General features: G+C 73.4%; 22 protein-coding genes. 16 read left to right on the top strand and 6 right to left on the bottom strand.

The features are described from left to right. Positions 1-6 precede the first annotated feature (6 nt). Positions 7-2,292, bottom strand: coding sequence for a transketolase (gene tkt / locus Q0963_RS10150; protein ID WP_299445345.1), 2,286 nt, complete (start codon positions 2,290-2,292; stop codon positions 7-9). Between the two features lie 197 nt (positions 2,293-2,489). Here tkt and Q0963_RS10145 point away from each other — a divergent pair, with 197 nt between their 5' ends. Continuing rightward, positions 2,490-3,419, top strand: coding sequence for a heme o synthase (locus Q0963_RS10145; protein WP_299445603.1), 930 nt, complete (start codon positions 2,490-2,492; stop codon positions 3,417-3,419). Positions 3,420-3,790: 371 nt separating this feature from the next. Further along, positions 3,791-6,655: an AAA family ATPase gene (locus Q0963_RS10140; RefSeq protein WP_299445344.1), complete on the top strand. Its 2,865-nt coding sequence runs from the start codon at positions 3,791-3,793 to the stop codon at positions 6,653-6,655. Between the two features lie 12 nt (positions 6,656-6,667). On the opposite strand, the gene Q0963_RS10135 is transcribed toward Q0963_RS10140, so the two are convergent. From Q0963_RS10135 to Q0963_RS10125, 3 genes are read right to left on the bottom strand one after another with little or no spacing between them, the layout of a single operon-like run. Further along, entirely contained in the window at positions 6,668-7,594 is a 927-nt protein-coding gene (locus tag Q0963_RS10135; RefSeq protein WP_299445343.1) for a heme A synthase, read from the bottom strand. A gap of 48 nt (positions 7,595-7,642) precedes the next feature. After that, positions 7,643-8,389, bottom strand: a complete 747-nt coding sequence (locus Q0963_RS10130; RefSeq protein ID WP_299445342.1) for an ABC transporter permease — start codon at positions 8,387-8,389, stop codon at positions 7,643-7,645. Beyond that, positions 8,386-9,093, bottom strand: coding sequence for an ABC transporter ATP-binding protein (locus Q0963_RS10125; protein WP_299445341.1), 708 nt, complete (start codon positions 9,091-9,093; stop codon positions 8,386-8,388). Before Q0963_RS10125 ends, Q0963_RS10130 begins: the two co-directional genes overlap by 4 nt. Before the next feature lie 25 nt (positions 9,094-9,118). On the opposite strand from Q0963_RS10125, the gene Q0963_RS10120 reads away from it, so the two are divergent. The 11 genes from Q0963_RS10120 to Q0963_RS10070 all read left to right on the top strand — a co-directional run bounded on the left by Q0963_RS10120 (position 9,119) and on the right by Q0963_RS10070 (position 17,865). Continuing rightward, positions 9,119-9,793 carry a phosphatidylserine decarboxylase gene (locus Q0963_RS10120; RefSeq protein WP_299445340.1) on the top strand — a complete coding sequence of 225 codons (675 nt, stop codon included), beginning with the start codon at positions 9,119-9,121 and terminating at the stop codon, positions 9,791-9,793. Then, positions 9,790-10,743 (top strand): CDP-diacylglycerol--serine O-phosphatidyltransferase, encoded by a 954-nt coding sequence (gene pssA / locus Q0963_RS10115; RefSeq protein ID WP_299445339.1) that lies wholly within the window; start codon positions 9,790-9,792, stop codon positions 10,741-10,743. Before Q0963_RS10120 ends, pssA begins: the two co-directional genes overlap by 4 nt. 47 nt (positions 10,744-10,790) lie before the next feature. Then, positions 10,791-11,486 carry a metalloregulator ArsR/SmtB family transcription factor gene (locus Q0963_RS10110; RefSeq protein ID WP_299445338.1) on the top strand — a complete coding sequence of 232 codons (696 nt, stop codon included), beginning with the start codon at positions 10,791-10,793 and terminating at the stop codon, positions 11,484-11,486. Beyond that, entirely contained in the window at positions 11,483-12,904 is a 1,422-nt protein-coding gene (gene sufB / locus Q0963_RS10105) for a Fe-S cluster assembly protein SufB (RefSeq protein WP_299445337.1), read from the top strand. The genes Q0963_RS10110 and sufB overlap by 4 nt, the downstream gene beginning before the upstream one ends. 85 nt (positions 12,905-12,989) lie before the next feature. Beyond that, a complete protein-coding gene (gene sufD, locus Q0963_RS10100) occupies positions 12,990-14,168 on the top strand; it encodes a Fe-S cluster assembly protein SufD (protein ID WP_299445335.1) in 1,179 nt (392 codons plus the stop codon). After that, positions 14,165-14,506 (top strand): non-heme iron oxygenase ferredoxin subunit, encoded by a 342-nt coding sequence (locus tag Q0963_RS10095; protein WP_299445334.1) that lies wholly within the window; start codon positions 14,165-14,167, stop codon positions 14,504-14,506. The genes sufD and Q0963_RS10095 overlap by 4 nt, the downstream gene beginning before the upstream one ends. A 6-nt stretch (positions 14,507-14,512) precedes the next feature. Next, positions 14,513-15,277 carry a Fe-S cluster assembly ATPase SufC gene (gene sufC / locus Q0963_RS10090; protein ID WP_299445333.1) on the top strand — a complete coding sequence of 255 codons (765 nt, stop codon included), beginning with the start codon at positions 14,513-14,515 and terminating at the stop codon, positions 15,275-15,277. After that, positions 15,277-16,572: a SufS family cysteine desulfurase gene (locus Q0963_RS10085; protein ID WP_299445331.1), complete on the top strand. Its 1,296-nt coding sequence runs from the start codon at positions 15,277-15,279 to the stop codon at positions 16,570-16,572. Before sufC ends, Q0963_RS10085 begins: the two co-directional genes overlap by 1 nt. Beyond that, entirely contained in the window at positions 16,572-17,018 is a 447-nt protein-coding gene (gene sufU / locus Q0963_RS10080) for a Fe-S cluster assembly sulfur transfer protein SufU (protein ID WP_299445329.1), read from the top strand. The genes Q0963_RS10085 and sufU overlap by 1 nt, the downstream gene beginning before the upstream one ends. Next, positions 17,015-17,341 carry a metal-sulfur cluster assembly factor gene (locus Q0963_RS10075; RefSeq protein WP_299445327.1) on the top strand — a complete coding sequence of 109 codons (327 nt, stop codon included), beginning with the start codon at positions 17,015-17,017 and terminating at the stop codon, positions 17,339-17,341. Before sufU ends, Q0963_RS10075 begins: the two co-directional genes overlap by 4 nt. A 2-nt stretch (positions 17,342-17,343) precedes the next feature. After that, positions 17,344-17,865, top strand: coding sequence for an acVLRF1 family peptidyl-tRNA hydrolase (locus Q0963_RS10070; RefSeq protein WP_299445326.1), 522 nt, complete (start codon positions 17,344-17,346; stop codon positions 17,863-17,865). A gap of 9 nt (positions 17,866-17,874) precedes the next feature. Here Q0963_RS10070 and Q0963_RS10065 read toward each other — a convergent pair whose 3' ends face one another. Then, positions 17,875-18,789, bottom strand: coding sequence for a neutral zinc metallopeptidase (locus tag Q0963_RS10065; RefSeq protein WP_299445325.1), 915 nt, complete (start codon positions 18,787-18,789; stop codon positions 17,875-17,877). A 130-nt stretch (positions 18,790-18,919) separates the two neighbouring features. On the opposite strand from Q0963_RS10065, the gene Q0963_RS10060 reads away from it, so the two are divergent. From Q0963_RS10060 to Q0963_RS10050, 3 genes are all read left to right on the top strand, one after another. Continuing rightward, a complete protein-coding gene (locus Q0963_RS10060; protein ID WP_299445324.1) occupies positions 18,920-20,518 on the top strand; it encodes an ABC-F family ATP-binding cassette domain-containing protein in 1,599 nt (532 codons plus the stop codon). Between the two features lie 125 nt (positions 20,519-20,643). After that, complete coding sequence (locus Q0963_RS10055; RefSeq protein WP_299445323.1) at positions 20,644-21,543, top strand: DUF2515 family protein; 900 nt, start codon at positions 20,644-20,646, stop codon at positions 21,541-21,543. A gap of 61 nt (positions 21,544-21,604) precedes the next feature. Continuing rightward, positions 21,605-22,684, top strand: a complete 1,080-nt coding sequence (locus Q0963_RS10050) for a metallophosphoesterase (RefSeq protein ID WP_299445322.1) — start codon at positions 21,605-21,607, stop codon at positions 22,682-22,684. A gap of 31 nt (positions 22,685-22,715) precedes the next feature. Here Q0963_RS10050 and Q0963_RS10045 read toward each other — a convergent pair whose 3' ends face one another. Beyond that, positions 22,716-24,101 (bottom strand): TrpB-like pyridoxal phosphate-dependent enzyme, encoded by a 1,386-nt coding sequence (locus Q0963_RS10045; protein ID WP_299445321.1) that lies wholly within the window; start codon positions 24,099-24,101, stop codon positions 22,716-22,718. Between the last annotated feature and the right edge of the window lie 71 nt (positions 24,102-24,172).

Here is a 24,172-nt window from a genome sequence, read left to right as displayed (position 1 = left end):
TTCACGTCACTTCCTCTTCGAGGCGGCACTCTTACGGCTCGGCGGGGTGGAGGCCCCACCGGCGCGAGACTCCTTGGCTCGGGGTGCGGTGTCGGTGACAGCGGGGACGCCGCCGGCAGCGCGGGCCGCCTTCAGCGAGTCCTTCGCCGCCTTGACGACGGCCTCGGGGGTGAACCCGAACTCGCGGAAGAGCCGCGCACCGTCGGCCGAGGCACCGAAGTGCTCGAGGCTGACGCAGCGGCCGGAGTCGCCGACGATGTCGTGCCACCCCATCGAGACGCCCGCCTCGACGCTGACGCGAGCCTTGACCTCGGGGGGCAGCACCTTGCTCTGGTAGGAGCGCGGCTGCTCCTCGAACCATTCCCGGCAGGGCATCGAGACGACGCGGGTGCTGATCTGCGCGTTCTCGAGCTTCTCGCGGGCCGCGAGCGCGATGGAGACCTCCGACCCGGTGGCGACGAGGATCACCTCGGGCGCCTGGTCGCCACCGGGCCCGCCGTCGACGAGGACGTAGGCGCCCTTGCGGACTCCGCTCGCCTTGGCGTGCGTGGAGCGGTCGACCGTCGGCAGGGCCTGCCGCGAGAGCGCGAGCCCTGCCGTGCGCCGACGCCGCAGGATCTCGGCCCACGCCTCGGCCGTCTCGTTCGCGTCGGCCGGCCGGACGACGTCGAGCTGGGGGATGGCCCGCAGCGAGGCGAGGTGCTCGACCGGCTGGTGCGTCGGGCCGTCCTCACCGAGCCCGACCGAGTCATGGGTCCAGACGAAGGTCACGGGCAGCTGCTGGATCGCCGCGAGCCGCACGGCGGGGCGCATGTAGTCGGAGAAGACGAGGAAGGTGCCGCCGTACGGGCGGGTGAGGCCCTCGAGGGCGATCCCGTTGAGGATCATGCCCATGCCGTTCTCGCGGATGCCGAAGTGCAGGGTGCGGCCGTACGGGCCGCCCTTCCACTCCGCGGTCTGCTTGCCGGTGGGGATGAAGGACTGCGCGCCGGCCATCGTCGTGTTGTTCGACTCGGCGAGGTCGGCGGAGCCGCCCCACAGCTCGGGGACGACCTCGCCGAGGGCGCTGAGCACCTTGCCGGACGCGGCTCGGGTCGCGATGCCCTTGGGGTCGGCGTCGAACGTCGGCAGGGCCTTGGCGAAGTCCGCGGGCAGCTCGCCGGAGACCAGCCGGTCGAGCAGGGCCGCGGTATCGGGGTTGCCCGTCCGCCACGCCTTGTACGTCTTGTCCCACTCGCGGTGGGCCGCGCGGCCGCGCTTCTTCACCTCGCGGGCGTGGGTGAGGACGGTCTTGTCGACCTCGAAGGTCTTGGCCGGGTCGAACCCGAGGAGCTCCTTGGTGGCGGCCACCTCGTCGTCGCCGAGGGCCGAGCCGTGCGCCTTGCCGGTGCCCCGGGCGTTCGGTGCCGGCCACGCGATGACCGTGTGCAGCCGGACGAGCGTCGGGCGCTTGCCGGGCCGGCGGCTCTTCTCGAGGGCGACGAGGAGCGCGTCGACGTCCTCGGTGTACCCCGGGGTCCCCGCGGGGTCGTCGGACTGGCGCCAGTCGACGTCGACGACGTCCCAGCCGTAGGCCTCGAAGCGCTTGGCGACGTCCTCGCTGAACGCGATGTCGGTGTCGTCCTCGATGGAGATCTGGTTGGCGTCGTAGACGACGGTGAGGTTGCCGAGCTCCTGGTGGCCGGCCAGCGAGCAGGCCTCCGAGGCCACGCCCTCCATGAGGTCGCCGTCGGAGGCGAGCACCCAGACGTGGTGGTCGAACGGGCTCTGCCCGGGCTTGGCGTCCGGGTCGAGGAGGCCGCGCTGCCGGCGCTGGGCCATGGCCATCCCGACGGCGGAGGCGAGCCCGGAGCCGAGCGGCCCGGTGGTGATCTCGACGCCGGTCGTGTGATGCACCTCGGGGTGGCCGGGGGTGAGCGAGCCCCAGGTGCGCAGCGCCTTGAGGTCGCCGAGCTCGAGGCCGTAGCCCGAGAGGAAGAGCTGGACGTACTGGGTGAGCGACGAGTGCCCGCAGGACAGGACGAACCGGTCGCGCCCGAGCCAGGCCGGGTCGGACGGGTCGTGCCGCATCACCTGCTGGTAGAGGAGGTAGGCGACCGGCGCCAGGCTCATCGCGGTGCCGGGGTGGCCGTTGCCGGTCCGCTGGACGGCGTCGGCGGCGAGGACGCGAGCGGTGTCGACGGCGCGGACGTCGAGGTCGCTCCACTTCGCCTTCTTCGCGACCGGCCGGCTCAGCTCCGGGGAGCGGCCGGCCAGGGGGGAGTCGGAGCGCGTGCGGCTGGTGGTGCTCAAGGGGAACCTCTCTCGCGGGGACGTGCTTTCGGACGTCGCCACCGGCTGTGAGGGCGCCGTGTGACGCAGCTGTCGACCACCCTAGTCCCGACATGGGCCGTGCGGTCAGGGGTGGTCGGGACGGCCGTGCGCCTCGGCAGATAGAATCGGCGGGCACCGAACCGGTCGACCCGAAGGACGACGTGGCCACCACCCCCGTGACGACCGCACCCGCGGCTGCCACCACGCTGTCCGCACGCAGGCGGGTCGCGGCGTTCGTCGCCCTCACCAAGCCCCGGATCATCGAGCTGCTGCTCGTCACGACGGTGCCGGTCATGTTCCTGGCCGAGCGGGGCGTCCCGTCGCTGTGGCTCGTCGTCGCCACGCTCGTCGGCGGCATCATGAGCGCGGCCGCGGCCAACACCTTCAACTCGGTGTACGACCGCGACATCGACCGGCTCATGCACCGCACGAGCAGCCGCCCGATGGTGACCGGCGAGGTCGGCGTCCGGGCCGCGCTCGTCTTCGGCGGGGTCCTCACCGTCGCGTCGACGGTGTGGTTCGCGCTCGTCGTCAACCTCGTGTCGGCGGCGCTGTCGCTGCTGGCGATCGCGCTGTACGCCGTCGGCTACACGATGCTGCTGAAGCGCCGCACGTCGCAGAACATCGTCTGGGGTGGCATCGCGGGCTGCATGCCCACCCTCATCGGCTGGTCCGCGGTCACCGGGTCGGTGGCCTGGCCGGCGGTCGTGCTCTTCCTCGTCATCTTCTTCTGGACGCCCCCGCACTACTGGCCGTTGTCGATGGCGTTCCGCGACGACTACGCCACGGCCGAGGTGCCGATGCTCCCCGTCGAGCGGGGGCCGGTGGCGGTCGGCCGGCAGATCGTCGCCTACTCGTGGGTCATGGTGGCGACCTCGCTCGTGCTCGTCCCGGTGGCCCCGATGGGCTGGCTGTACGCGGGCACCGCCGTCGTCGCGGGCGCGCTGTTCATCGCCGAGGCGCACCGCCTGCTCGGGGCGGCCAAGCGCGGCGTCGTGGGCCCGGCCCTGAAGCCGATGCGGCTCTTCCACTACTCGATCACGTACGTGACGGTCGTGTTCCTCGCCGTCGCGGTCGACCCGCTGGTGTACCTGCCGATCGGCTGACCTGAGCGCCTGAGGTACCTCAGGCGCTCGGTGCGGCTCCAGGTCACGCAGTTCGCCCGATGTGGCGGGGTGCCTCACCCGGCGACCGTGGACGGTGTCGGTGGCACCCGGCCACCGGCTCCGTTCGAAAGGGCGCCAGCCATGAGCAGCCTGTACTCCGACCCGTTGTTCGTCCGTGCCGAGGTCGCCTACCGCCTGGAGCGGTACGGCGTCGGGGGCCCGGGCGCCCACACCGGGGCGTGGCCCCCGCCGGCCGGGCCCTGGCGGCGCTGGCGGTCCCGGCACCGCCACCTCCGCCCTGCACCCGCTCCTCGAGGGGTCCCCGCGATGAGGCACCCCCGCCACCCGTGACCGGTGCCATGATCGGGACCGTGTCCCCCGTGTCCGCGTCCGAGCTCGTCGGCCGAGACCGTGAGGTCGGTCGGCTCACCGAGGCCCTCGGGTGGGCCGGTGCCGGCGGCGCCGTCCTGCTCGGCGGCGACGCCGGCATCGGCAAGACGGCCCTCGTCGGGCGCCTCGTCGACGCGGCCACCGACCGGCGGGTCCTCGTCGGCCACTGCGTCGGGGACGTCGGCGCGAGCCTCTCCTACCTGCCCGTCGTCGAGGCCTTCGCCGCGCTCGACGCCCGCGAGCGTGACCTCGTCGACGAGCTCGTCGCGGCCCACCCGGGGCTGGCGCCGCTCGTCCCGCGGATCGGGCTCGGGGCCCGCGACGACACCGACCGGGCCGGGCTCGTCGAGGCGGTCCACGGGGCGCTCGCCGACCTCGGCCGACGCGGGCCGCTGCTCGTCGTCGTCGAGGACGTCCACTGGGCCGACGAGTCCACGCGCGAGCTCCTCACCGTCCTCTTCACCCGGCGGCGCCTGGAGGGCGTCAGCCTGCTCGTGACCTGGCGCAGCGACGACGTCCACCGCCGGCACCCGCTGTCGGGCCCGCTCGCCGTCTGGTCCCGGCTCCCGGACCTCGCGCGCATCGACCTGGGTCCGCTCTCCGAGGCGGACCTCCAGCAGATCGTGCGGCGGGCCCGCCCCGACCTGCCCGCCGGCGCGGTCGAGGACGCGGCCCGCCGGGCCGAGGGCAACGCGTACTTCGCCGAGGAGCTCGCGGCGGCGACCGGCACCGGGAGGGCCGCCCCCGGGGACCTCGGCCGCCTGCTCCTCGCGCGGGTGGACCGGCTCGACGAGGAGGCACAGGCCCTCGTGCGGGTCGCCGCGGTCATCGGCCGGCGGGTGCCGCACGCCCTCCTCGAACGCGTCGCGGGCGTCGACGGCCAGGCGCTGCGGGCCGGGCTCCGCGCCGCGGTGGAGCACCACGTCCTGGAGCCCTGGGGCGAAGGCGGGTACGCCTTCCGGCACGCGCTCCTGGCCGAGGCGGTGTCCGACGACCTCCTGCCGACGGAACGGCTCCAGCTGCACCGCACCTGCGCCGAGGCACTGCGCGAGGACCCCGACCTGGGCACGGCCGCCGACCTCGCGCGGCACGCGCTGGCCTCCGGGGACACCCGGACGGGGCTGGACGCCTCCGTCGAGGCCGGTGAGCACGCCGCCCGGATGGGTGGCCCCGCGGAGGCCCTGAGCCACTACGAGACCGCCCTGCGGCTGGCTGCCGAGGATCCGGCCCGGGTCCATGACCTGACCCTGCGGGCGGCGGTCGCGGCGAACGGCAGCGGCCGCCCGGAGCGAGCGATGGCCCTGCTGCGGGGCGCGCTCGCGGGGCCGGCGCCGACCCCGCTGCACCGGGCCGAGCTGCTGGGCGCGCTCGCGTTCGCCGCCCGGATGACCGAGGAGCCGGTGGACCGGCTCGCGGTGACCGAAGAGGCGCTGGCCCTGCTCACCGACGACGCCCCGGTGCGGCTGCGGGTCTCCCTGCTCGCCCGGCACGCCGAGGCGCTGATGGACGCCGGATCCTCCGCCGAGGCACTGGTCGTCGCAGACGACGCGATGGCCCTGGCCGCCGAGCACGACCTCACCGTCGACCGGACCGACCTCGCTGCGATCCTCGCGCGGCTCAGCGACTCGGCGGGGGACCCGGACGAGTCGATCCGGCGGCTGGAGGGCGCCGTGGCCGCCTGGACGAGCGCGCCGGACCTGGCGGTCCTGCGGGCGATGGACATCCTCGCCGCGGTGCACCACCGCCACGGTGACCACGCGGCGGCGCGTGCGGGCTTCGAGCGCGCCCTCGGCGCGGCGCGGCGGGCGGGACTGGAGTGGTCGGCCTTCGGGGTGCACGCTCGCGCGCTGCTCGTGACGACCGCGTACGAGATGGGCGAGTGGGACCTCGCGCTGTCCGTGGCCGACCACGGGGCGGAACCGGAGATCCCGGCGTCGGCGGCGGCCAACGTCGACGCCGCGGCGGCCGGCGTGCGCGTCGGCCGCGGCCTGGCCTCGGCGGACGAGGTCCTCGCCGCCACCCGGCCCTGGTGGTCCAGCGACGGGCGGGTCGCGGTGCAGGCCGGCGCGGCTGCTCTCGACGCGCTCGGACGGGCCGGCGAGCTCGACCGGATGCTCGCGCTGCACGAGGAGGTCGTGAGCTTCCTCCGCGGTATCTGGGGCGTGGGCTGCATCGCTGCCGAGGTGCGCCTCGCCGCGCTGGGCATCGGGCACCTCGGCACGGCGGTCCGCACGCAGGCCCCGGGCCGGCGGGTCGAGCTGCTCGCCGAGGTGGACCGGCTCGAGGCCGAGGCGCGGGCCGTCTGGGGCCCCGGCTCGGTGCTCCCCCCTCCGCTGCTCGAAGGGCGGGCGTGGCAGGCGCGTGTCGCGGCTGAGGCGGCCCGGGCGCGGTGGCTGGCCGGGCAGGACGTGCGGCCGGACGACCTCGTCCGGGCCGCGCGCGAGGTCCGTGACCTCTTCGCCCGGTACGGGGAGCCCTACGAGGAGGCGCGGGCCCGGGCCCGCCTCGGGGAGGTGCTGCTCGCCTCGGGCGACCCCGGGGCCGGGGACGAGCTCGACCGCGCCCGCGCGACCGCCGTCGAGCTCGGAGCGGCGCCGCTGGTCGCCGCCGTCGACGCGCTGCGCGTCCGCAGCGCACCGGGCACCCTCACCGCACGGGAGGCGGAGGTGCTGGACCTCCTGGCCCTGGGCCGCTCCAACGGCGAGATCGGCCGGGCCCTGTTCATCAGCACGAAGACCGCCAGCGTCCACGTGTCGAACATCCTCGCCAAGCTCGGGGCCTCGTCCCGCGGTGAGGCCGTCGCCGTCGCCCGGTCCCGTGGGCTGCTGGGGGACCGCCCCCGCTGAGACCCGCGCGGATCAGCGCTCCGCGCCGGAGCGGACGCGGTGCTGCTCGGCGTCGTCGTGTCGTGCGCCCGGGGCGCCGTTCACGAGCAGGACCAGCCACGTCGCGGCGGCCACGAGCGCCGCGGCTCCGAGCAGGTGCAGGGTCACGAGGGGCACGGGCAGGCCGGTCCAGTACTGGACGAACCCGACCGCTCCCTGGGCGAGCTCGACGCCGAGGACGACGGTGGCGGCGCGGCGCAACGGGGTGCCCCGCACGGCCCACCAGAGAGCGAGGGTCACGGCCACGAGGGCGTACACGGCGACGGCGTGGATGTGGCTCCAGGTCTCGGGGGAGAGCCCGTTGCGGGGGGCGTTCGCGTCACCGGCGTGCGGCCCGCTGCCCGTGACGACGGTGCCGAGGTACACGGCGACCCACACCAGCGCGTACAGGGCGGCGGCGAGCCGTCGGACGCCGCGGTCCGCGGCCGGCCCCGCGACACCGCGGACGCGCACGACGAGCCACACCGAGAGCGCGACGAGGACGAGGGAGAGCAGGAGGTGGACGGCGACGATCCACGGGTTGAGGTCGGTGAGGACGGTGATGCCGCCGACGACGCCCTGGAGCGGGATGCCGAACGCGAGCACGACGGCGTGCTGACGCAGCGACCGGCTCGTGCCGGCCCAGCGCCACACGGCGACGACGGTGGCGAGGACGATGGCGATGAGGACGTAGGTGAGGAGCCGGTTGCCGAACTCGATGAGGCCGTGCGCGCCGAGCTCGCGGTGCGGGACGAACGAGTCGTCCGTGCAGCGCGGCCACGTGGGGCAGCCGAGGCCCGAACCGGTCAGCCGGACGAGCCCGCCGGTGAGGATGATGACGACGTTCGCGACGAGCGTCGCCCAGGTCCAGCGCCGCACCCACACGGACGAGACGGACTGTGGCAGGAGCGTCGCGGTCACAGCATCGATGGTACGTCGGGGGCGCTCGTCGCCCGGACGGGCTCCGCCTCAGCCGGACCAGCGGAACCAGCGGCCGGCGGCTGCTGCGGCCGCGAGGCCCCAGGCCGTCAGGACGAGCCATTGCTGCCAGGGCCAGGTCCCGTCGAGCAGCGAGGCGCGCACCGCGTCCCCGAGCGCCCCGGACGGCAGCGCCCGGGCCACGCCCCCCAGGGCGTCCGGCAGCTCGGCGGTCGGCAGGAGCACGCCGAGGCCCAGCAGCAGGATCCACGCGAGGTTCGCGAGGGCGAGGACCGCCTCCGCGCGGACCGTCCCGGCGAGGAGCAGCGCGAGCGCGACGAACGTGCCGGCGCCGAGCAGCAGGCCGAGGAGGGCCGGCAACAGCCCGCCCGGGTCCGGTCGCCACCCGAGCGCCGCGCCGAGCGCACCGATGACGAGGACCTGGAGGGCCAGCACCGTCAGCACCGCCACGGCCTTCCCCGCGAGCAGCCCGCCGCGCCCGAGCGGCGTCGTCCCGAACAGGCGCAGGACGCCGGCCCGGCGGTCGAAGCCGGTCGCGATGGCCTGGCCGGTGAAGGCCGTCGACAGGACCGCGAGCGCGAGCGCGCCGGCCGTGGCGACGTCGACCCGACGGCTCGGGCCCAGGTCGGGCACGGCGGCGAGGGTGAGCCCGGCCAGCGCCAGGGCGGGCAGGACGAGTGAGACGAGCAGCTGTTCGCCGTTGGCGAGGAGCGTGCGGGTCTCGAACCGCGCCTGGGCGAGGACGCGCCGGCGGGCCGGCGCGGGGGTCGCGGTCATCGGGCGTCCCGGGTCAGGGCGAAGTAGACATCCTCGAGCCGGCTGCCGCTGCGCACCTCGTCGAGCGTGCCGTCGGCGACGACCCGGCCGCGGGCCATCACGACGACCCGGTCGGCGAGCCGCTCGGCCTCCTCGAAGGAGTGCGTCGTGAGGACGACCCCGGCGCCGCGCCGGGACTCCTCGCGGACGAGGTCCCACACGTCGAGGCGGGCGTGCGGGTCCAGCCCGGCCGTGGGCTCGTCGAGGAAGAGGACGTCGGGGGTGCCGACGAGGGCGGCGGCGAGGGCGACCCGCTGCCGCTGACCCCCCGACATCCGGCGCACCGCGGTGCGGGCGAACTCGTGGATGCCGAGCCGCGCCGCGAGGTCGTCGACGGACCGTGGCGTGTTGTGCAACGCGGCGAGATGGACCAGCAGGGGCAGGGGGCGGGCGGTCGTGGGGAGCCCGCCCTCCTGGAGCATCACCCCCACCCGCGCGCGGTGCTCGGCCGGTGCCCGCCACGGGTCGGCTCCCAGGACCCGGACCGACCCGGCGTCGGGGCGCTGGAGGCCTTCGAGGCACTCGATGGTCGTGGTCTTGCCGGCCCCGTTCGGGCCGAGCACCGCGGTGACCGAGCCCGCTGCGGCGCTCCACCCGGCGCCGTCGACCGCGACCGTCCCGCCGAACACGCGGCGGAGCTCGCGCACCGCCGCCACCACCGTCATGGCTGCTCATCCTAGGGTTGGGCCCATGCCACGCATCGACCGGGAGGCCGGACCCGCCACAGCGGTCGCCGCCGTGCCCGCCGCCCTCGCCCTCCTCGCACGCCGCCCCGGCGCGGCGCTCGTCCTGGGAGCCCTGCCCCTGGCCGTGGCCGCGTTCTTCCGCGACCCGGACCGCACGCCCGACCACACCCCGGTCCCGGTCGACGACGTGCTCTCCCCGGCCGACGGCAAGGTCATGTACGCCGGGGACGGCCAGGACGGTGTCGCTCCCGAGGGGGACTGGCAGCAGGTGAGCATCTTCCTGTCGGCCTTCGACGTCCACATGAACCGCTCGCCCTACGGGGGGCGGGTCACCGAGGTGGTGCAGAAGCCGGGCCGCTGGTTCGCGGCCTACCGGCACGAGAGCGCGCACCTCAACGAGCGGTCCGAGATCACCCTCGAGCGCGAGGTCGACGGGGCGACCCGCCGGGTGCACGTGCGCCAGATCGTGGGACTCATGGCGCGCCGGGTCGTGACCCGGGTGGCGCCCGGCGACGAGCTGAGCACCGGGCAGCGCATCGGCCTCATGAAGTTCGGCTCCCGGATGGACGTCTTCGTCCCGCCCGAGTGCGAGCTCCTCGTCACCGTCGGGCAGCGGGTCGTCGCGGGGGAGACCGTCATCGCGCGCTGGCCCGCCTCGGCTGCGGCGGCGACCACGTGAGCGGCGACCCGGCCCCGCGCCGGCGGATCCTGGACCGCTGGCGGCTCGTGTCGCCGACCGGGGCCCAGGTCGTCTCGCTCCGCCAGCTGCCCAAGCGCGAACGCGCCCGGTTGCTCGCACCGAGCACGTTCACGACGTTCAACCTGATGAGCGGCTTCGCGTCGGTGCTGCTCGCGTTCCGTGGGCATTTCACCGCCGCCGCCGTCCTCATCGCGCTGTCGATCGTCCTCGACATCGCCGACGGCTTCGTGGCGCGGCTCGTCGGCGCGACATCGCCGTTCGGCCTGCAGCTCGACTCGCTCGCCGACCTCATCTCGTTCGGGGTGGCCCCGGCCGTGCTCGTGCACACCTGGGCCCTGGACGAGTGGCCGATCCTGGCCTGGCTCGTCGCGTTCCTCTGGCTGGCGTGCGCTGCCTTCCGGCTGGCGCGGTTCAACGTCACCATCGACCCGGCCGAGGACAAGCGCTACTTCGTCGGGCTGCCCTCGCCCGGTGCGGCCGCCGTCGTCATCGCGACGATCTTCGCGCTCGACTCACCGCACTGGGGGCCGGGCACCGGGCCGTGGCGCGCGTGGTTCCCGCTGCTCGTCAGCATCGTGCCGGCCCTGCTCATGATCATGACGATCCGGTTCCGGTCCTTCCGCAACCTGCTCTCGCCCGAGACGCCCCGGGCCCGCGTGGGCACCGCGGCCGTCGTCGTCGCCGTGCTCCTCGGGCTCGCCCTCGCACCGGGCCTCACCCTCGTCGTCGTCGCCTACGGCTACGTCCTCACCGCGCCGCTGGGGGTCATGTCGGCGCCGCTGCGGGAGCGGGTCTTCGGGGCGGAGTCGGTGGCCCCGCCCCGCCGGCGGATGCCCTCGGTCTTCCTCTCGATCGAGGACGACGACACCGCCGACGGGCCGGACCCGGAGCCCAGCGGCGTCCGGGACGCACCCGGACCGACCGGTTAGGGCACCCTTCCTTGGACGTCGTCCCCGCAATTACCTAACATGGGTGTGTGGTTAATACCGACACCCGCACCGATGAGTCGCGCACCCGCGACCGGCTGCTGCGTGTCGTGAGCCAGGAGGGCCCGGTCAGCATCACCGCTCTCGTCGAGACCCTCGGCTTCACCGAGACCGCGGTGCGCCGCCACGTCGACAACCTGCACGCCGCCGGGCTCGTGGAGTCCCGCGAGGCCGGGGGGCCGCGCCGCCGGGGCCGGCCCGCCAAGGTGTGGGTCCTCACCGAGGCCGGCCACCGGGCACTCGCCTCGGGCTACGACGACCTTGCCGGCGAGGCGCTGCGCTTCCTGCGCCGCACCGGGGGCGAGGACGCCGTCCACGCCTTCGCCGTCGAGCGGATGGCCGGTCTCGAGGACCGCCTCGCCGACCGCGTCGACGCGGCGGGCGAGGACGCCGAGGCGCGCACCGACGCGCTCGTCGAGGCGCTCAACGCCGAGGGCTACGCCGCCTCCGCCCGCCCGGTGGGAACACCTGGCGCCCCCGCAGCGCTCACCGGGGTGCAGCTGTGCCAGGGTCACTGCCCGGTCCAGCACGTCGCGACCGAGTTCCCCGAGCTGTGCGAGGCCGAGACCGAGGCGTTCTCCCGCCTCCTCGGCGTCCACGTCCAACGCCTGGCGACCCTCGCCCACGGCGACCACGTCTGCACCACGTTCGTCCCGACCCCCACCACTGAGAGGCCATCGCGATGACGAGCCACATCGAAGAGCTCAACCCCGGTCTGAAGGACCTCGGGAAGTACGCGTTCGGCTGGGCCGACAGCGACACCGCCGGCGAGACCGCGCGGCGGGGCCTGTCCGCCGAGGTCGTCCAGGACATCTCCGACCGCAAGAGCGAGCCGCAGTGGATGCAGGACCTGCGCCACAAGTCGCTCCGGCTGTTCGAGAAGAAGCCCATGCCGACCTGGGGCAGCGACCTCACCGGCATCGACTTCCAGAACATCAAGTACTTCGTGAAGTCCACCGAGAAGCAGGCCACCAGCTGGGAGGACCTGCCCGAGGACATCAAGAACACCTACGACCGGCTCGGCATCCCCGAGGCCGAGAAGCAGCGTCTGGTCGCCGGCGTCGCGGCCCAGTACGAGTCCGAGGTCGTCTACCACCAGATCCGTGAGGACCTGGAGGAGAAGGGCGTCATCTTCGTCGACACCGACACCGGGCTGCGCGAGCACGAGGACCTGTTCCGCGAGTACTTCACCTCCGTGATCCCCGCGGGCGACAACAAGTTCGCCGCCCTCAACACCGCGGTCTGGTCCGGCGGCTCGTTCATCTACGTACCCCCGGGCGTCCACGTCGACATCCCGCTGCAGGCGTACTTCCGGATCAACACCGAGAACATGGGCCAGTTCGAGCGGACGCTGATCATCGCCGACGAGGGCTCCTACGTGCACTACGTCGAGGGCTGCACCGCGCCCATCTACAAGTCCGACTCGCTGCACTCCGCGGTCGTCGAGATCGTCGTGAAGAAGAACGCCCGCGTCCGCTACACGACGATCCAGAACTGGTCGAACAACGTCTACAACCTCGTCACCAAGCGCGCCACGTGCGCCGAGGGCGCGACGATGGAGTGGATCGACGGCAACATCGGCTCCAAGGTCACGATGAAGTACCCGGCGGTCTTCCTCCTCGGCGAGCACGCCAAGGGCGAGACGCTCTCGATCGCCTTCGCGGGCGAGGGCCAGCACCAGGACGCCGGGTCCAAGATGGTCCACGCCGCGCCCAACACGTCGAGCTCGATCGTCAGCAAGTCGGTCGCACGCGGCGGCGGGCGCACCTCGTACCGGGGGCTGGTCCAGATCCTGGAGGGCGCCACCGGCTCGAAGAGCTCGGTCGTGTGCGACGCCCTGCTCGTCGACACGATCAGCCGCTCCGACACCTACCCGTACGTCGACATCCGCGAGGACGACGTCCAGATGGGCCACGAGGCCACGGTCTCGAAGGTGTCCGAGGACCAGATGTTCTACCTCATGTCCCGCGGGATGACCGAGGAGGAGGCGATGGCGATGATCGTGCGCGGCTTCGTCGAGCCCATCGCCAAGGAGCTCCCCATGGAGTACGCCCTTGAGCTCAACCGACTCATCGAGCTGCAGATGGAAGGAGCGGTCGGCTGATGTGCACCCCACGAAGTTCTTCCCACGCAGACCGTGGGACCCGCTCCGCTCCGCTCCCCCAGATACTTCGCGAGGACCCCACACGATGAGCCTGCTGACCCCACAGCGCCCCGCCGACGGGGCGCACACCGACAGCGCCGCGACGATGGTCCCCGACCAGTCGCGCGCCGAACGCACGTCGTCCTTCGACGTCTCCGCCTTCCCGGTCCCGGCCGGGCGCGAGGAGGAGTGGCGGTTCACCCCCGTCGACCGCCTCGGCCGGTTCTTCCGTGACGAGGCCACGGGTGCGTGCCTGGACTGGTCCCAGGACCTGCCCGCGGGCGTCACGCTGACGACGATGCCGGTCCAGGAGTGGCGTGACCTCGGTGTCCCGCAGCCCCAGGACCGGGCCGCCGTCGTCGCCGCCGAGCACAGCGGCGGCGTGGCCGTCGTCGACGTGCCGGCCGACACCGAGCTCTCCGAGCCGGTCCGCATCCGGCTGTCGGGCGCGCCCGAGCAGCTGGTCCATGGGCACCTGCTCGTGCGGGTGGGCCGGTTCAGCCGGGCCACCGTCGTGCTCGAGCACTCCGGTGTCGCCGACTACTCCGAGATGCTCACCGTCCTCGCGGGCGACGGCAGCGACGTCACGCTCGTCTCCGTCCAGGAGTGGGACGACCGCAGCCACCACCTCGCGCAGCACGACGTCGTCGTGGGCCGGGACGCGAGCGCACGGCACATCGCCGTCACCCTCGGGGGCGGCGTCGTGCGGCTCAACACCAACACGTCGTACACCGGGCCCGGCGGGTCCTTCGAGGGCCTCGGGGTGTACTTCGCCGACGCCGGCCAGCACCTGGAGCACCGCCTGTTCGTCGACCACGAGGCCCCGCACTGCCGGAGCAACGTCGAGTACAAGGGCGCCCTCCAGGGCGACACCGCACGCACCGTGTGGGTCGGTGACGTCCTCATCCGGGCGAGCGCCGAGGGCACCGACACCTACGAGCTGAACCGCAACCTCATCCTCACCGACGGCGCGCGCGCCGACTCGGTGCCGAACCTCGAGATCGAGACCGGCGAGATCGAGGGCGCGGGGCACGCGTCGGCCACGGGCCGCTTCGACGACGAGCAGCTGTTCTACCTCATGGCCCGCGGTATCCCCGAGGACGAGGCCCGGCGCCTCGTCGTGCGGGGCTTCTTCGCCAGTGTCGTCGCCCGGATCGGCGTCCCCGAGGTGCAGGAGCACCTCATGGAGGCCATCGAGCGCGAGCTCTCGGCAGGTGTCGCATGAGCGAGCAGCTGACCGAACAGGGATTCGTGCGGGTCTGCGCCCTCGACGAGCTCCCCGCCGTCGGGGCCGCGGCCGCCGACATCCACGGCCGCCGGGTCGCCCTGGTCCGCACCGAGGACGGCGCGGTCCACTGCGTCGACGACACGTGCAGCCACGCCAACGTCTCGCTGTCCGAGGGCGAGCTCGACGGCTGCACCCTCGAGTGCTGGCTGCACGGCTCGCGCTTCGACCTGCTCACCGGCCGGCCCACCGGGCTGCCCGCCACCGAGCCCATCGCCGTCCACACCGTCCGTATCGAGGGCGACGACGTCCATGTCGCCCTGTCCGAAGAGAGCTGAGCTGCCATGTCCACCCTTGAGATCAAGGACCTGCACGTCACCGTCGACACCGACCAGGGCACCAAGGAGATCCTCCGCGGTGTCACCCTGACGATCGAGTCCGGCCAGACGCACGCCATCATGGGGCCGAACGGCTCCGGCAAGTCCACCCTCGCGTACTCGATCGCGGGCCACCCCAAGTACACGATCACCTCCGGTACCGTCACCCTCGACGGTGAGGACGTCCTCGCGATGAAGGTCGACGAGCGGGCCCGCGCCGGCCTGTTCCTCGCGATGCAGTACCCCGTCGAGGTTCCCGGCGTCACCGTCTCGAACTTCCTCCGCACGGCGAAGACCGCCGTCACCGGCGAGGCCCCGAAGCTGCGCACCTGGGTCAAGGACGTCAAGGAGGCCATGGGCAACCTGCGCATGGACCCCGTCTTCGCCGAGCGCAACGTCAACGAGGGCTTCTCCGGCGGCGAGAAGAAGCGCCACGAGATCCTCCAGATGGAGCTCCTCCAGCCGAAGATCGCCATCCTCGACGAGACCGACTCCGGCCTCGACGTCGACGCCCTGCGCGTCGTCTCCGAGGGCGTCAACCGCGCCAAGGAGACCACCGGCGCCGGCGTCCTCCTCATCACGCACTACACGCGCATCCTGCGCTACATCAAGCCCGACTTCGTCCACGTCTTCGTCGACGGCCGGATCGCCGAGGAGGGTGGCTCCGAGCTCGCCGACCGGCTCGAGGCCGAGGGCTACGACCGCTTCCTCACCACGCCCGCCGAGGCCTGATGAGCGCCGCCCCCCTTTCCGACGAGGAGCTGGCCCGGCTGCGGGCCGACTTCCCGATCCTGTCGCGCACCGTGCGCGGGGGGCGCCCGCTCGTCTACCTCGACTCCGGGGCCACCTCGCACAAGCCGACCGCGGTCCTGGACGCCGAGCGGCACTTCTACGAGCACACGAACGCCGCGGTCCACCGTGGCGCGCACCAGCTCTCCGAGGAGGGCACCGACGCCTACGAGTCGGCCCGCGAGACGATCGCGGCGTTCATCGGGGCGCAGGCGTCCGAGATCGTGTTCACCCGCAACGCCACCGAGGCCATCAACCTCGTCGCCTACGCCTTCACCAACGGGGCGCACGGCGGCGGTGGCGGCACCGGTGACCGGTTCACGCTGGGACCGGGCGACGAGGTCCTCGTCACCGAGATGGAGCACCACGCGAACCTCATCCCGTGGCAGGAGGCCTGCAAGCGCACCGGCGCCACGCTGCGCTGGGTCCCGGTCACCGCGGACGGGCGGCTCGACCTCACCGACCTCGACACCCTCCTCACCGAGCGCACGAAGGTCTTCGCGTTCACCCACGTGTCCAACGTCCTCGGCACGCTCAACCCGGTGCGCGAGCTCGCCGCGAAGGCGCACGCGGTCGGTGCGCTCACCGTGCTCGACGCCTGCCAGTCGGTGCCGCACCTGCCCGTCGACGTCACCGACCTCGGGGTCGACCTCCTGGCCTTCTCGGGCCACAAGCTGCTCGGCCCGCTCGGCATCGGCGTCCTCTGGGGCCGGCCCGAGCTGCTCGAGCAGATGCCGGTCTTCCTCACCGGCGGCTCGATGATCGAGACCGTCACGATGGAGGGCGCCACGTACGCGCCGGTGCCGCAGAAGTTCGAGGCCGGGGTGCCCGTGGCGGCGCAGGCCGTCGGGCTCGCGGCCGCCTGCGACTACCTCAGCGCCCTCGGCATGGACCGGGTGCACGCCCACGAGCAGGCGCTCACCGAGCGGCTGCTGCGCGGGCTCGCCGAGCGCTCCTGGGTCCGCGTCCTCGGACCTGCGGACCTGCGCGACCGGGGTGGCGCCGTCGCCTTCGTCGTCGACGGGGTCCACGCCCACGACGTCGGTCAGGTGCTCGACGACCGAGGCGTCGAGGTGCGGGTCGGTCACCACTGCGCGTGGCCGCTGCACCGCGCGCTGCGGGCCGCGGCCAGCACCCGCGCGTCCTTCGCCGTGTACACCACGCCCGGTGAGGTCGACGCGCTCCTCGAGGCGCTCGACCGGGTGCCGGCCATGTTCGGGATGGAGGTACCGGCCTGATGGACCTGTACCAGGAGCTGATCCTCGACCACTACAAGAACCCGGTCCGGGCGGGCCTGCGCGAGCCGTTCGACGCCCAGAGCCACCAGGTCAACCCGACGTGCGGCGACGAGGTGACCCTGCGGGTCCGCGTCGCCGGCACCGGGCCGGACGCGGTCGTCGAGGACGTCTCGTACGACTCGATGGGCTGCTCCATCAGCGTCGCCTCCGCCTCGATCCTCGCCGAGGAGGTCACCGGGCGCAGCGTCGCGCACGCCCGCGCCACCTACGAGGCGATGCGCCGGATGCTGACGAGCAAGGGTGCGGACCCCGGCGACGAGGACGAGATCGGCGACGGCGTCGCGCTCTCCGGCGTCGCGAAGTACCCCGCCCGCGTCAAGTGCGCCCTCCTCTCGTGGGCCGCGTTCACCGATGCCCTGTACCAGGCCGAAGGAGCGAAGCAGTGACCCAGACCACCACGCCAGCCAACGTCGCGGACGTCGAGGAGGCCATGCGCGACGTCGTCGACCCCGAGCTCGGGATCAACGTCGTCGACCTCGGCCTCGTCTACGGGATCACCGTCGACCCGCAGAACCACGCCGTCATCGACATGACCCTCACGTCCGCGGCCTGCCCGCTGACCGACGTCATCGAGGACCAGGTGGCGCAGACCCTCGAGGGCCTCGTCACCGGCCACCGCATCAACTGGGTCTGGATGCCCCCGTGGGGCCCGGACAAGATCACCGACGACGGCCGCGAGCAGCTGCGCGCCCTCGGCTTCAACATCTGAGCGTGGGCACCCGCGCCGTCGAGGTCGCACCCGAGCGGTACGACCGGTGGCGCGAGCGCTTCGACGCGAACAACCCCGACGGCCCCCAGCGGGTCGTCGGGGTCTCGCGTTTCGAGCACGACCCGCTGGCGCTCCTGCTCGTCCGGCGCGGCGGCTACGCCACGGGCACGGCCGCCGGGGGCCGGCTGACGTCGCACAAGGCGGGCACCCGGTACGTGCAGTCCAGGACCGCCGCCGGCGGGTGGAGCCAGCAGCGGTTCGCGCGTCGACGCGCCAACCAGGCCGACGAGCTCGTCGGTGCGGTCGCCGAGCACGCGGTGCGGCTGCTGCGGGGGAGCGGGGCGCGCGGGCTCGTCCTCGGGGGCGACCGCGCCCTGGCCGAGGCCGTCCTGGAGGACGACCGCCTCGCGGAGCTGCGGGACCTGCCCCGGCGCGAGCTCTACGACCTGCCGGACCCCAGGTTCGCGGTGCTCGAGGAGGCGCTCCGGCGCGCTCGTGCGGTCCTGGTCACCATCGAGGAGTGACCCGCAGGGTCACTCGTAGACCGACCCGACGGCGAAGGTGTCGCACCGGTTGAGGTCCCCGGTCTGGAAGCCGCGCATGAACCACTGCTGGCGGGCCTCCGAGGACCCGTGCGTCCACGACTCCGGGTTGACCTGGCCGGAGGTGGCCTCCTGGATGCTGTCGTCGCCGACCGCCGCTGCCGCGGACAGCGCGGAGGCGATGTCGGCGTCGGTCAGCGGCTTGAGGAAGGGCGTGCCGGTGTCCTCGTCGGGCACGGCGCTCGCGTGCTGGGCCCACACCCCGGCGAGGCAGTCCGCCATCAGCTCGATCCGGACGGCCCCCGACTCCGCGCCCTGGGGGTCCTGCTGGGCCCGGCCGAGCAGGCCGAGCTGGTCCTGGAGGGCGTGCCCGTACTCGTGGGCGACGACGTACTCCTGGGCCAGGGCGCCGTCGTCGGCCCCGAACCGCGAGGTGAGCAGGTCGAAGAAGCTCGCGTCGATGTACACGCTCTTGTCGAGGGGGCAGTAGAAGGGGCCGACCTGGTTGCTCGCCGTGCCACACCCGGACTGGGTGGAGCCGCTGTACAGGACGGTGGGGGTCTGCTGCCAGCGGTACTTGGAGCGGGAGAGCTCGCCCTCCCAGAACGCCTGCACCGAGTTGACGGTCCCGATGACCCGGCACTCGACGTTGGCGTTGGCGTCGGCCCCGGTGCGGCACTCCGAGAACGCGTTCGCGTCCTGCTCACCGCCGGCCTGGACCTGCCCGGGGTCCAGCTGGCCGCCCCCGGTGGGGATGGACGACGGGTCGATCCCGAAGATCATCGCGACGATGAGCAGGACGATGCCGCCGAGCCCGCCGCCCACGACGAGGCCGCCCGGGCCGCCCCCGCCCCCGCCCGAGCGCACCTGTGAGGTGTCGAGCGTGACGTTCTCGTTGAAGCTCATCCCGCGGCCTCCGTGGTCCTTCGTACCGGAGCAGTCCCCGGCCCGCCTTAGACTAGGGGGGACCGCGCGCCGGTGGGCCCCTCCGCTGCCCATGTCCGTGTGCGCAGACCCCGACCCGAAGGACCCTGCCGTGCTCACCGCTGCCTCCGTCGAGCTGCGAGCGGGCTCCCGCCTGCTCCTGGACGGTGCGACCTTCCGCGTGGCCCCGGGCGACCGGATCGGCCTCGTCGGTCGCAACGGCGCGGGCAAGACGACCCTCACCAAGACCCTGGCCGGGGTCACCCAGCCGGCGGCCGGCACCATCACCCGCTCCGGCGAGGTGGGGTACCTGCCGCAGGACCCCAGGACCGGTGACCTGCACGTGTCGGCGCGCGACCGGGTGCTGTCGGCGCGGGGCCTGGACACCATCGTCCGCGACCTACGGGCCGCCGAGCAGGCGATGGCCACCGAGACCGGCGAGAAGCAGGAGCGCGCGATGCGCCGCTACGGCCGGCTCGACGCCGAGTTCACCGCCGCCGGCGGCTACGCCGCCGAGTCCGAGGCCGCGCAGATCGCGGCCGCCCTCGGCCTGGAGGAGCGGCACCTCGACCAGGAGATCGGCACCCTGTCCGGCGGGCAGCGGCGCCGCGTCGAGCTCACCCGCATCCTCTTCTCGGGCGCCGAGACACTGCTGCTCGACGAGCCGACGAACCACCTCGACGCCGACTCGATCGTCTGGTTGCGGGACCACCTCAAGGGCTACAGGGGCGGTCTCGTCATCATCAGCCACGACGTCGACCTCCTGGGGGTCGTCGTCAACAAGGTCTTCCACCTCGACGCCAACCGCGGCGAGCTGGACCAGTACAACCTCGGCTGGAAGGCCTACCTCCAGCAGCGCGAGACCGACGAGCGGCGCCGCAAGCGCGAGCGGGCCAACGCCGAGAAGAAGGCCTCGGCCCTCATGGCGCAGTCCGACAAGATGCGCGCGAAGGCGACCAAGACGGTGGCCGCCCAGAACATGGCGCGGCGGGCCGAGCGGCTCATGTCCGGCCTGGAGGCCGAGCGGGCCCACGACAAGGTGGCCCGGCTCCGCTTCCCCAAGCCCTCGCCGTGCGGCAAGACCCCGCTGCGCGCCACCGGGCTGTCCCGCTCGTACGGCTCCGCCGAGGTCTTCACGGACGTCGACCTCGCCATCGACCGGGGCTCGCGCGTCGTCGTCCTCGGGCTCAACGGGGCCGGGAAGACCACCCTGCTGCGGCTGCTGGCCGGAGTCGACCAGCCCGACACCGGGCAGGTCGAGCCCGGGCACGGGCTCAAGCTCGGCTACTACGCCCAGGAGCACGAGAACCTCGACGTCGACCGGACCGTGCTCGAGAACATGAAGTCGGCCGCGCCGGACCTCGGCGAGACCGAGGTGCGCAAGGTCCTCGGGTCGTTCCTCTTCAGCGGTGACGACGCCCTCAAGCCGGCCGGGGTGCTCTCCGGCGGCGAGAAGACGCGGCTGTCGCTGGCCCTGCTCGTCGTGTCCTCGGCCAACGTCCTGCTGCTCGACGAGCCGACGAACAACCTGGACCCGGCCTCCCGCGACGAGATCCTCGGGGCGCTGAGCACCTACGAGGGCGCGGTCGTGCTCGTCACCCACGACGAGGGAGCCGTGGACGCGCTGGAGCCCGAGCGCATCCTGCTGCTGCCCGACGGGGTCGAGGACCTCTGGGGCGCGGACTACAAGGAGCTCATCACCCTGGCCTGAACGTCGGCGGACCGTAAGGACCCGGTCGTGGTGCGACCGAGCCTGCGGGGCGCAGACTGGAGTGGACGTCCGGCGCCCCGGAGCGTGGTGCCCGTCAGCGAGAAGGGTGGCCGACCGTGGGAGCTGTGGACCGCACGCTCGCGGGCGGCGCCCCGGACACCGTGGCGGGCTGGCGGGCCGCGGCCGACGCGCTGCTGAGCCCCCCGTGCTGCACGTTCCACCGCAACATGGAGATCTCCTCCCGCTACGCCTGGCTCCACTCCCAGCAGCCCACGTACTTCAAGTGGGCGGCCATGGCCGCGATCGCGTCGCACCACGTCCGCCTCGTGCTCTACCCGTTCCGCCTCGACGCGGACCGCACCGGCTACGTGGACCTTCCCCGCAGCCTGAGCCGCCGGCGGATGCTGACCGACGACGCGAACACCATGCGCGAGGTCAACAACGCGATCTACGACGACATCGTGTGGGTCCACCTCGCCTATCTCGGCGCCCAGGACGGGATCGGGACGCTGCGGCGGCTGCTCGGCCCGTATCCCGAGCGGGCGCCGCTGCTCACGGCCTTCGAGGCGATCGACCGGGGGCGGGTGGTCCTGGCGGACGAGACGGCCACGGACGCTGCGCGCCGGGCGGCCGCCGACCTGGTCTGGGCCGGGAACCTCGCCCTGCTCCAGCACGAGCAGCGCGCCGTGGTGCAGCCGCTCTTCGACCGCCTGTCCGGGACCTTCGCCCGGCTGATCTCGATGGGCTCGACGACGACGTTCGAGGTGCGCGGTCTCCGCCAGGAGGTCAGGTACTTCACGTCCTTCTCGCTGTACTCGCTCACGCGGGGGTTCTCCGGTGCGGTCCGGACCCGGACGGTGCCGCGAGTCACCCGGTTCGAGGACCGGTGGCGGTGGCTGGAGACGAGCGTCGTGCCGCGGTTCCGGCGCTTCGACGCCGACCCGGACCTGGTCGGGCGCACCCTGCGCCGGGTCGTCGAGGAGGCGGAACGGTACGCCTCCCAGCCGTGCCTCGAGCCGACCTGACGGGCCTCCCGCGCCACCGTCACCCTGGCCCCGGGGCATGCCGGTGGACCATACTCCGGGGATGGGGCCCCGGCTGTCCGCAGCGGGAAGGGCCGCGGCGGCGGTGGTCGTCGGCGCGGCGCTGGTGGGCTGCGCGCCCGACCCACCCGTCCCGGCGGTGTCGTCGAGCCCCACCTCGCCGTCCGCCGCTGTGCCGAGCCCGACCGAGCCGGCCCCGACCGGGCCGACGGCCACGCCGCCCGCCGGTGAGCTGCGCCTGTCGGTGCTCGGGGACGTGGGGGACGGCGGGTCGGCGTCCGCGGTGCTCGAGAGCATCGCCGCCCGCCAGGACGACCTCACCCTGGCCGTCGGTGACCTGTCGTACGGGGACACCGGGGCCGAGGCGCAGTGGTGCCGGTTCGTCACGGACCGGCTCGGCGCGGAGTACCCGTTCCAGATCGTCGCGGGGAACCACGACGACGACGGGCCGAACGGGGTCATCGACGCCTTCACGGCCTGCCTCCCGAACCGGCTGCCCGGCCTCGTCGGCGACTACGGGCGGCAGTGGTACGTCGACCTCCCGGCCGGGCGCCCCCTCGTGCGGGTCGTTCTGGTCTCGCCCGGCCTCGACTTCGGCCAGGGCCACCTGTCCTACGCCGAGGGCACCGAGCACTACCGGTGGACCGAGGACGCGATCCGCTCGGCCCGGGCGACCGGCGTGCCCTGGCTCGTCGTCGGTATGCACAAGCCCTGCCTGTCGGTGGGCAAGTACGACTGCGACCCGGGACCCGACCTGACGAACCTCCTCGTCCGGGAAGGGGTCGACCTCGTCCTCACCGGCCACGAGCACATGTACCAGCGCTCCGCAGCGCTGGCGCTGGGGGCGGGCTGCCCGAGGATCGAGCCAGGCCGGTACGAGCCGGGCTGCCTCGCCCCGTCGGGGGGCACGACCTTCATCACCGTCGGAACCGGCGGGAAGTCCCTGCGCGACTCCTCGCCGGGGGACCCGGAACGCCCGTACTTCCGGGCGGTCAGCGCGGCCAACGAGAACCCCGCCCACGGCTCGCTGGCGGTGACGGTGCGACCCGACACGCTGACCGCGACCTTCGAGGCCGTGGAGGGCGCGGCGTTCTCGGACACCGTCGAGCTGCGCCGACCGTGACGGCGCCCGGGAGCGCACCGACCCGGGCGGGTCAGCCCGGCACGGCCGGCAGCCGGGTGAGGGCCCGGGCCACGGACTCCTGGAGCTCGGTGTCGGCCCAGGTGTGGTCGACGAGGTCGCCGCGCAGGTAGGCGTCGTAGGCCGGCAGGTCGAGGTGGCCGTGGCCGCACAGCGCCGTGAGGATCACCTTCTCCTCGCCGGTCTCGATGCAGGCGATGGCCTCGTCGACCGCCGCCGCGAGGGCGTGCGTGGGCTCCGGCGCCGGGACGATGCCCTCGGTCCGGGCGAAGAGCACCCCGGCGGCGAAGCAGTCCTTCTGGGTCTTGGCGCTGGCCTCGATGAGCCGCTCCTCGTAGAGGTGGCTGATGAGGGGGCTCATCCCGTGGTACCGCAGCCCGCCCGCGTGGATCGGGTCCGGGATGAAGTCGTGCCCGAGGGTGTGCATCTTCATCATCGGCGTGAGCCCCGCGACGTCGCCGAAGTCGTAGGCGTACGTGCCCTGGGTCAGCGAGGGGCACGACGCCGGCTCCACGGCCCGGATGACGGGGCCGGCACCCCCGGCGGCGAGCTTCTCGCGCAGGAACGGGAAGACGAGACCGCCGAAGTTCGAGCCGCCGCCGGTGCAGCCGACGATGAGGTCGACCGTCTCGCCGACCTTCGCGAGCTGGAGCAGTGCCTCCTCACCGATGACGGTCTGGTGCAGGAGGACGTGGTTGAGCACCGAGCCGAGCGCGTAGTTGGCGCTGGGGTCCTGGGCCGCGACCTCGACGGCCTCGCTGATCGCTACCCCGAGCGAGCCGGGGGAGTCGGGGTCGGCGGCGAGGATCGCGCGCCCGGCCTCGGTGAGGTCCGACGGGCTCGGGTGGACCGTGCCGCCGAAGGTCTCGATCATGATGCGCCGGTACGGCTTGGCGTCGTAGGACGCCCGGACCTGCCACACCTCGCACTCGAGGCCGAACTGGGCACAGGCGAACGCCAGGGCGGTTCCCCACTGGCCCGCGCCGGTCTCGGTGGTGAGCCGGCGGACGCCGGCCTTCGCGTTGTAGTAGGCCTGCGGGACGGCGGTGTTCGGCTTGTGCGACCCGGCGGGGGAGACGCCCTCGTACTTGTAGTAGATCCGGGCGGGGGTCCCGAGCGCCTTCTCGAGGCGGTGCGCCCGGTACAGCGGCGAGGGTCGCCACAGCCGGTAGACGTCGAGGACCTCCTCGGGGATGTCGACGTAGCGCTCCGTGGTGACCTCCTGTGCGATGAGGTCCATCGGGAAGATCGCCGCGAGGTCGTCCGGGCCGACGGGCTGCCCGGTGCCCGGGTGCAGCGGCGGCGGCGGCGGGGTCGGCAGGTCGGCGAGGATGTTGTACCAGCGCGTCGGCATCTCGTCCTCGTCGAGCAGGATCTTGTGGCGCAGCGGGTCGGTCACGGGGAGCCTCCGGGGCGTCGGCGTCGACGATGGTGCGAACGATGGTGCCGCCATCCTCGGCCGCGCGGCGC

Origin of the sequence: uncultured Phycicoccus sp., assembly GCF_947495705.1 — a bacterium.
In the GTDB taxonomy this organism is placed as follows: Bacteria; Actinomycetota; Actinomycetes; order Actinomycetales; family Dermatophilaceae; genus Phycicoccus.
This window is presented reverse-complemented; position numbering and strand designations above follow the sequence as displayed.

What these genes read in the sequence shown, in the direction of transcription:
- Q0963_RS10130 (WP_299445342.1), bottom strand. Translation starts at nt 8,389, where the DNA reads ATGACCGCGACCCCCGCGCCGGCCCGCCGGCGCGTCCTCGCCCAGGCG.
- Q0963_RS10125 (WP_299445341.1), bottom strand. Translation starts at nt 9,093, where the DNA reads ATGACGGTGGTGGCGGCGGTGCGCGAGCTCCGCCGCGTGTTCGGCGGG.
- Q0963_RS10120 (WP_299445340.1), top strand. Translation starts at nt 9,119, where the DNA reads ATGCCACGCATCGACCGGGAGGCCGGACCCGCCACAGCGGTCGCCGCC.
- sufB (WP_299445337.1), top strand. Translation starts at nt 11,483, where the DNA reads ATGACGAGCCACATCGAAGAGCTCAACCCCGGTCTGAAGGACCTCGGG.
- sufD (WP_299445335.1), top strand. Translation starts at nt 12,990, where the DNA reads ATGAGCCTGCTGACCCCACAGCGCCCCGCCGACGGGGCGCACACCGAC.
- Q0963_RS10095 (WP_299445334.1), top strand. Translation starts at nt 14,165, where the DNA reads ATGAGCGAGCAGCTGACCGAACAGGGATTCGTGCGGGTCTGCGCCCTC.
- sufC (WP_299445333.1), top strand. Translation starts at nt 14,513, where the DNA reads ATGTCCACCCTTGAGATCAAGGACCTGCACGTCACCGTCGACACCGAC.
- Q0963_RS10085 (WP_299445331.1), top strand. Translation starts at nt 15,277, where the DNA reads ATGAGCGCCGCCCCCCTTTCCGACGAGGAGCTGGCCCGGCTGCGGGCC.
- sufU (WP_299445329.1), top strand. Translation starts at nt 16,572, where the DNA reads ATGGACCTGTACCAGGAGCTGATCCTCGACCACTACAAGAACCCGGTC.
- Q0963_RS10065 (WP_299445325.1), bottom strand. Translation starts at nt 18,789, where the DNA reads ATGAGCTTCAACGAGAACGTCACGCTCGACACCTCACAGGTGCGCTCG.
- Q0963_RS10050 (WP_299445322.1), top strand. Translation starts at nt 21,605, where the DNA reads ATGGGGCCCCGGCTGTCCGCAGCGGGAAGGGCCGCGGCGGCGGTGGTC.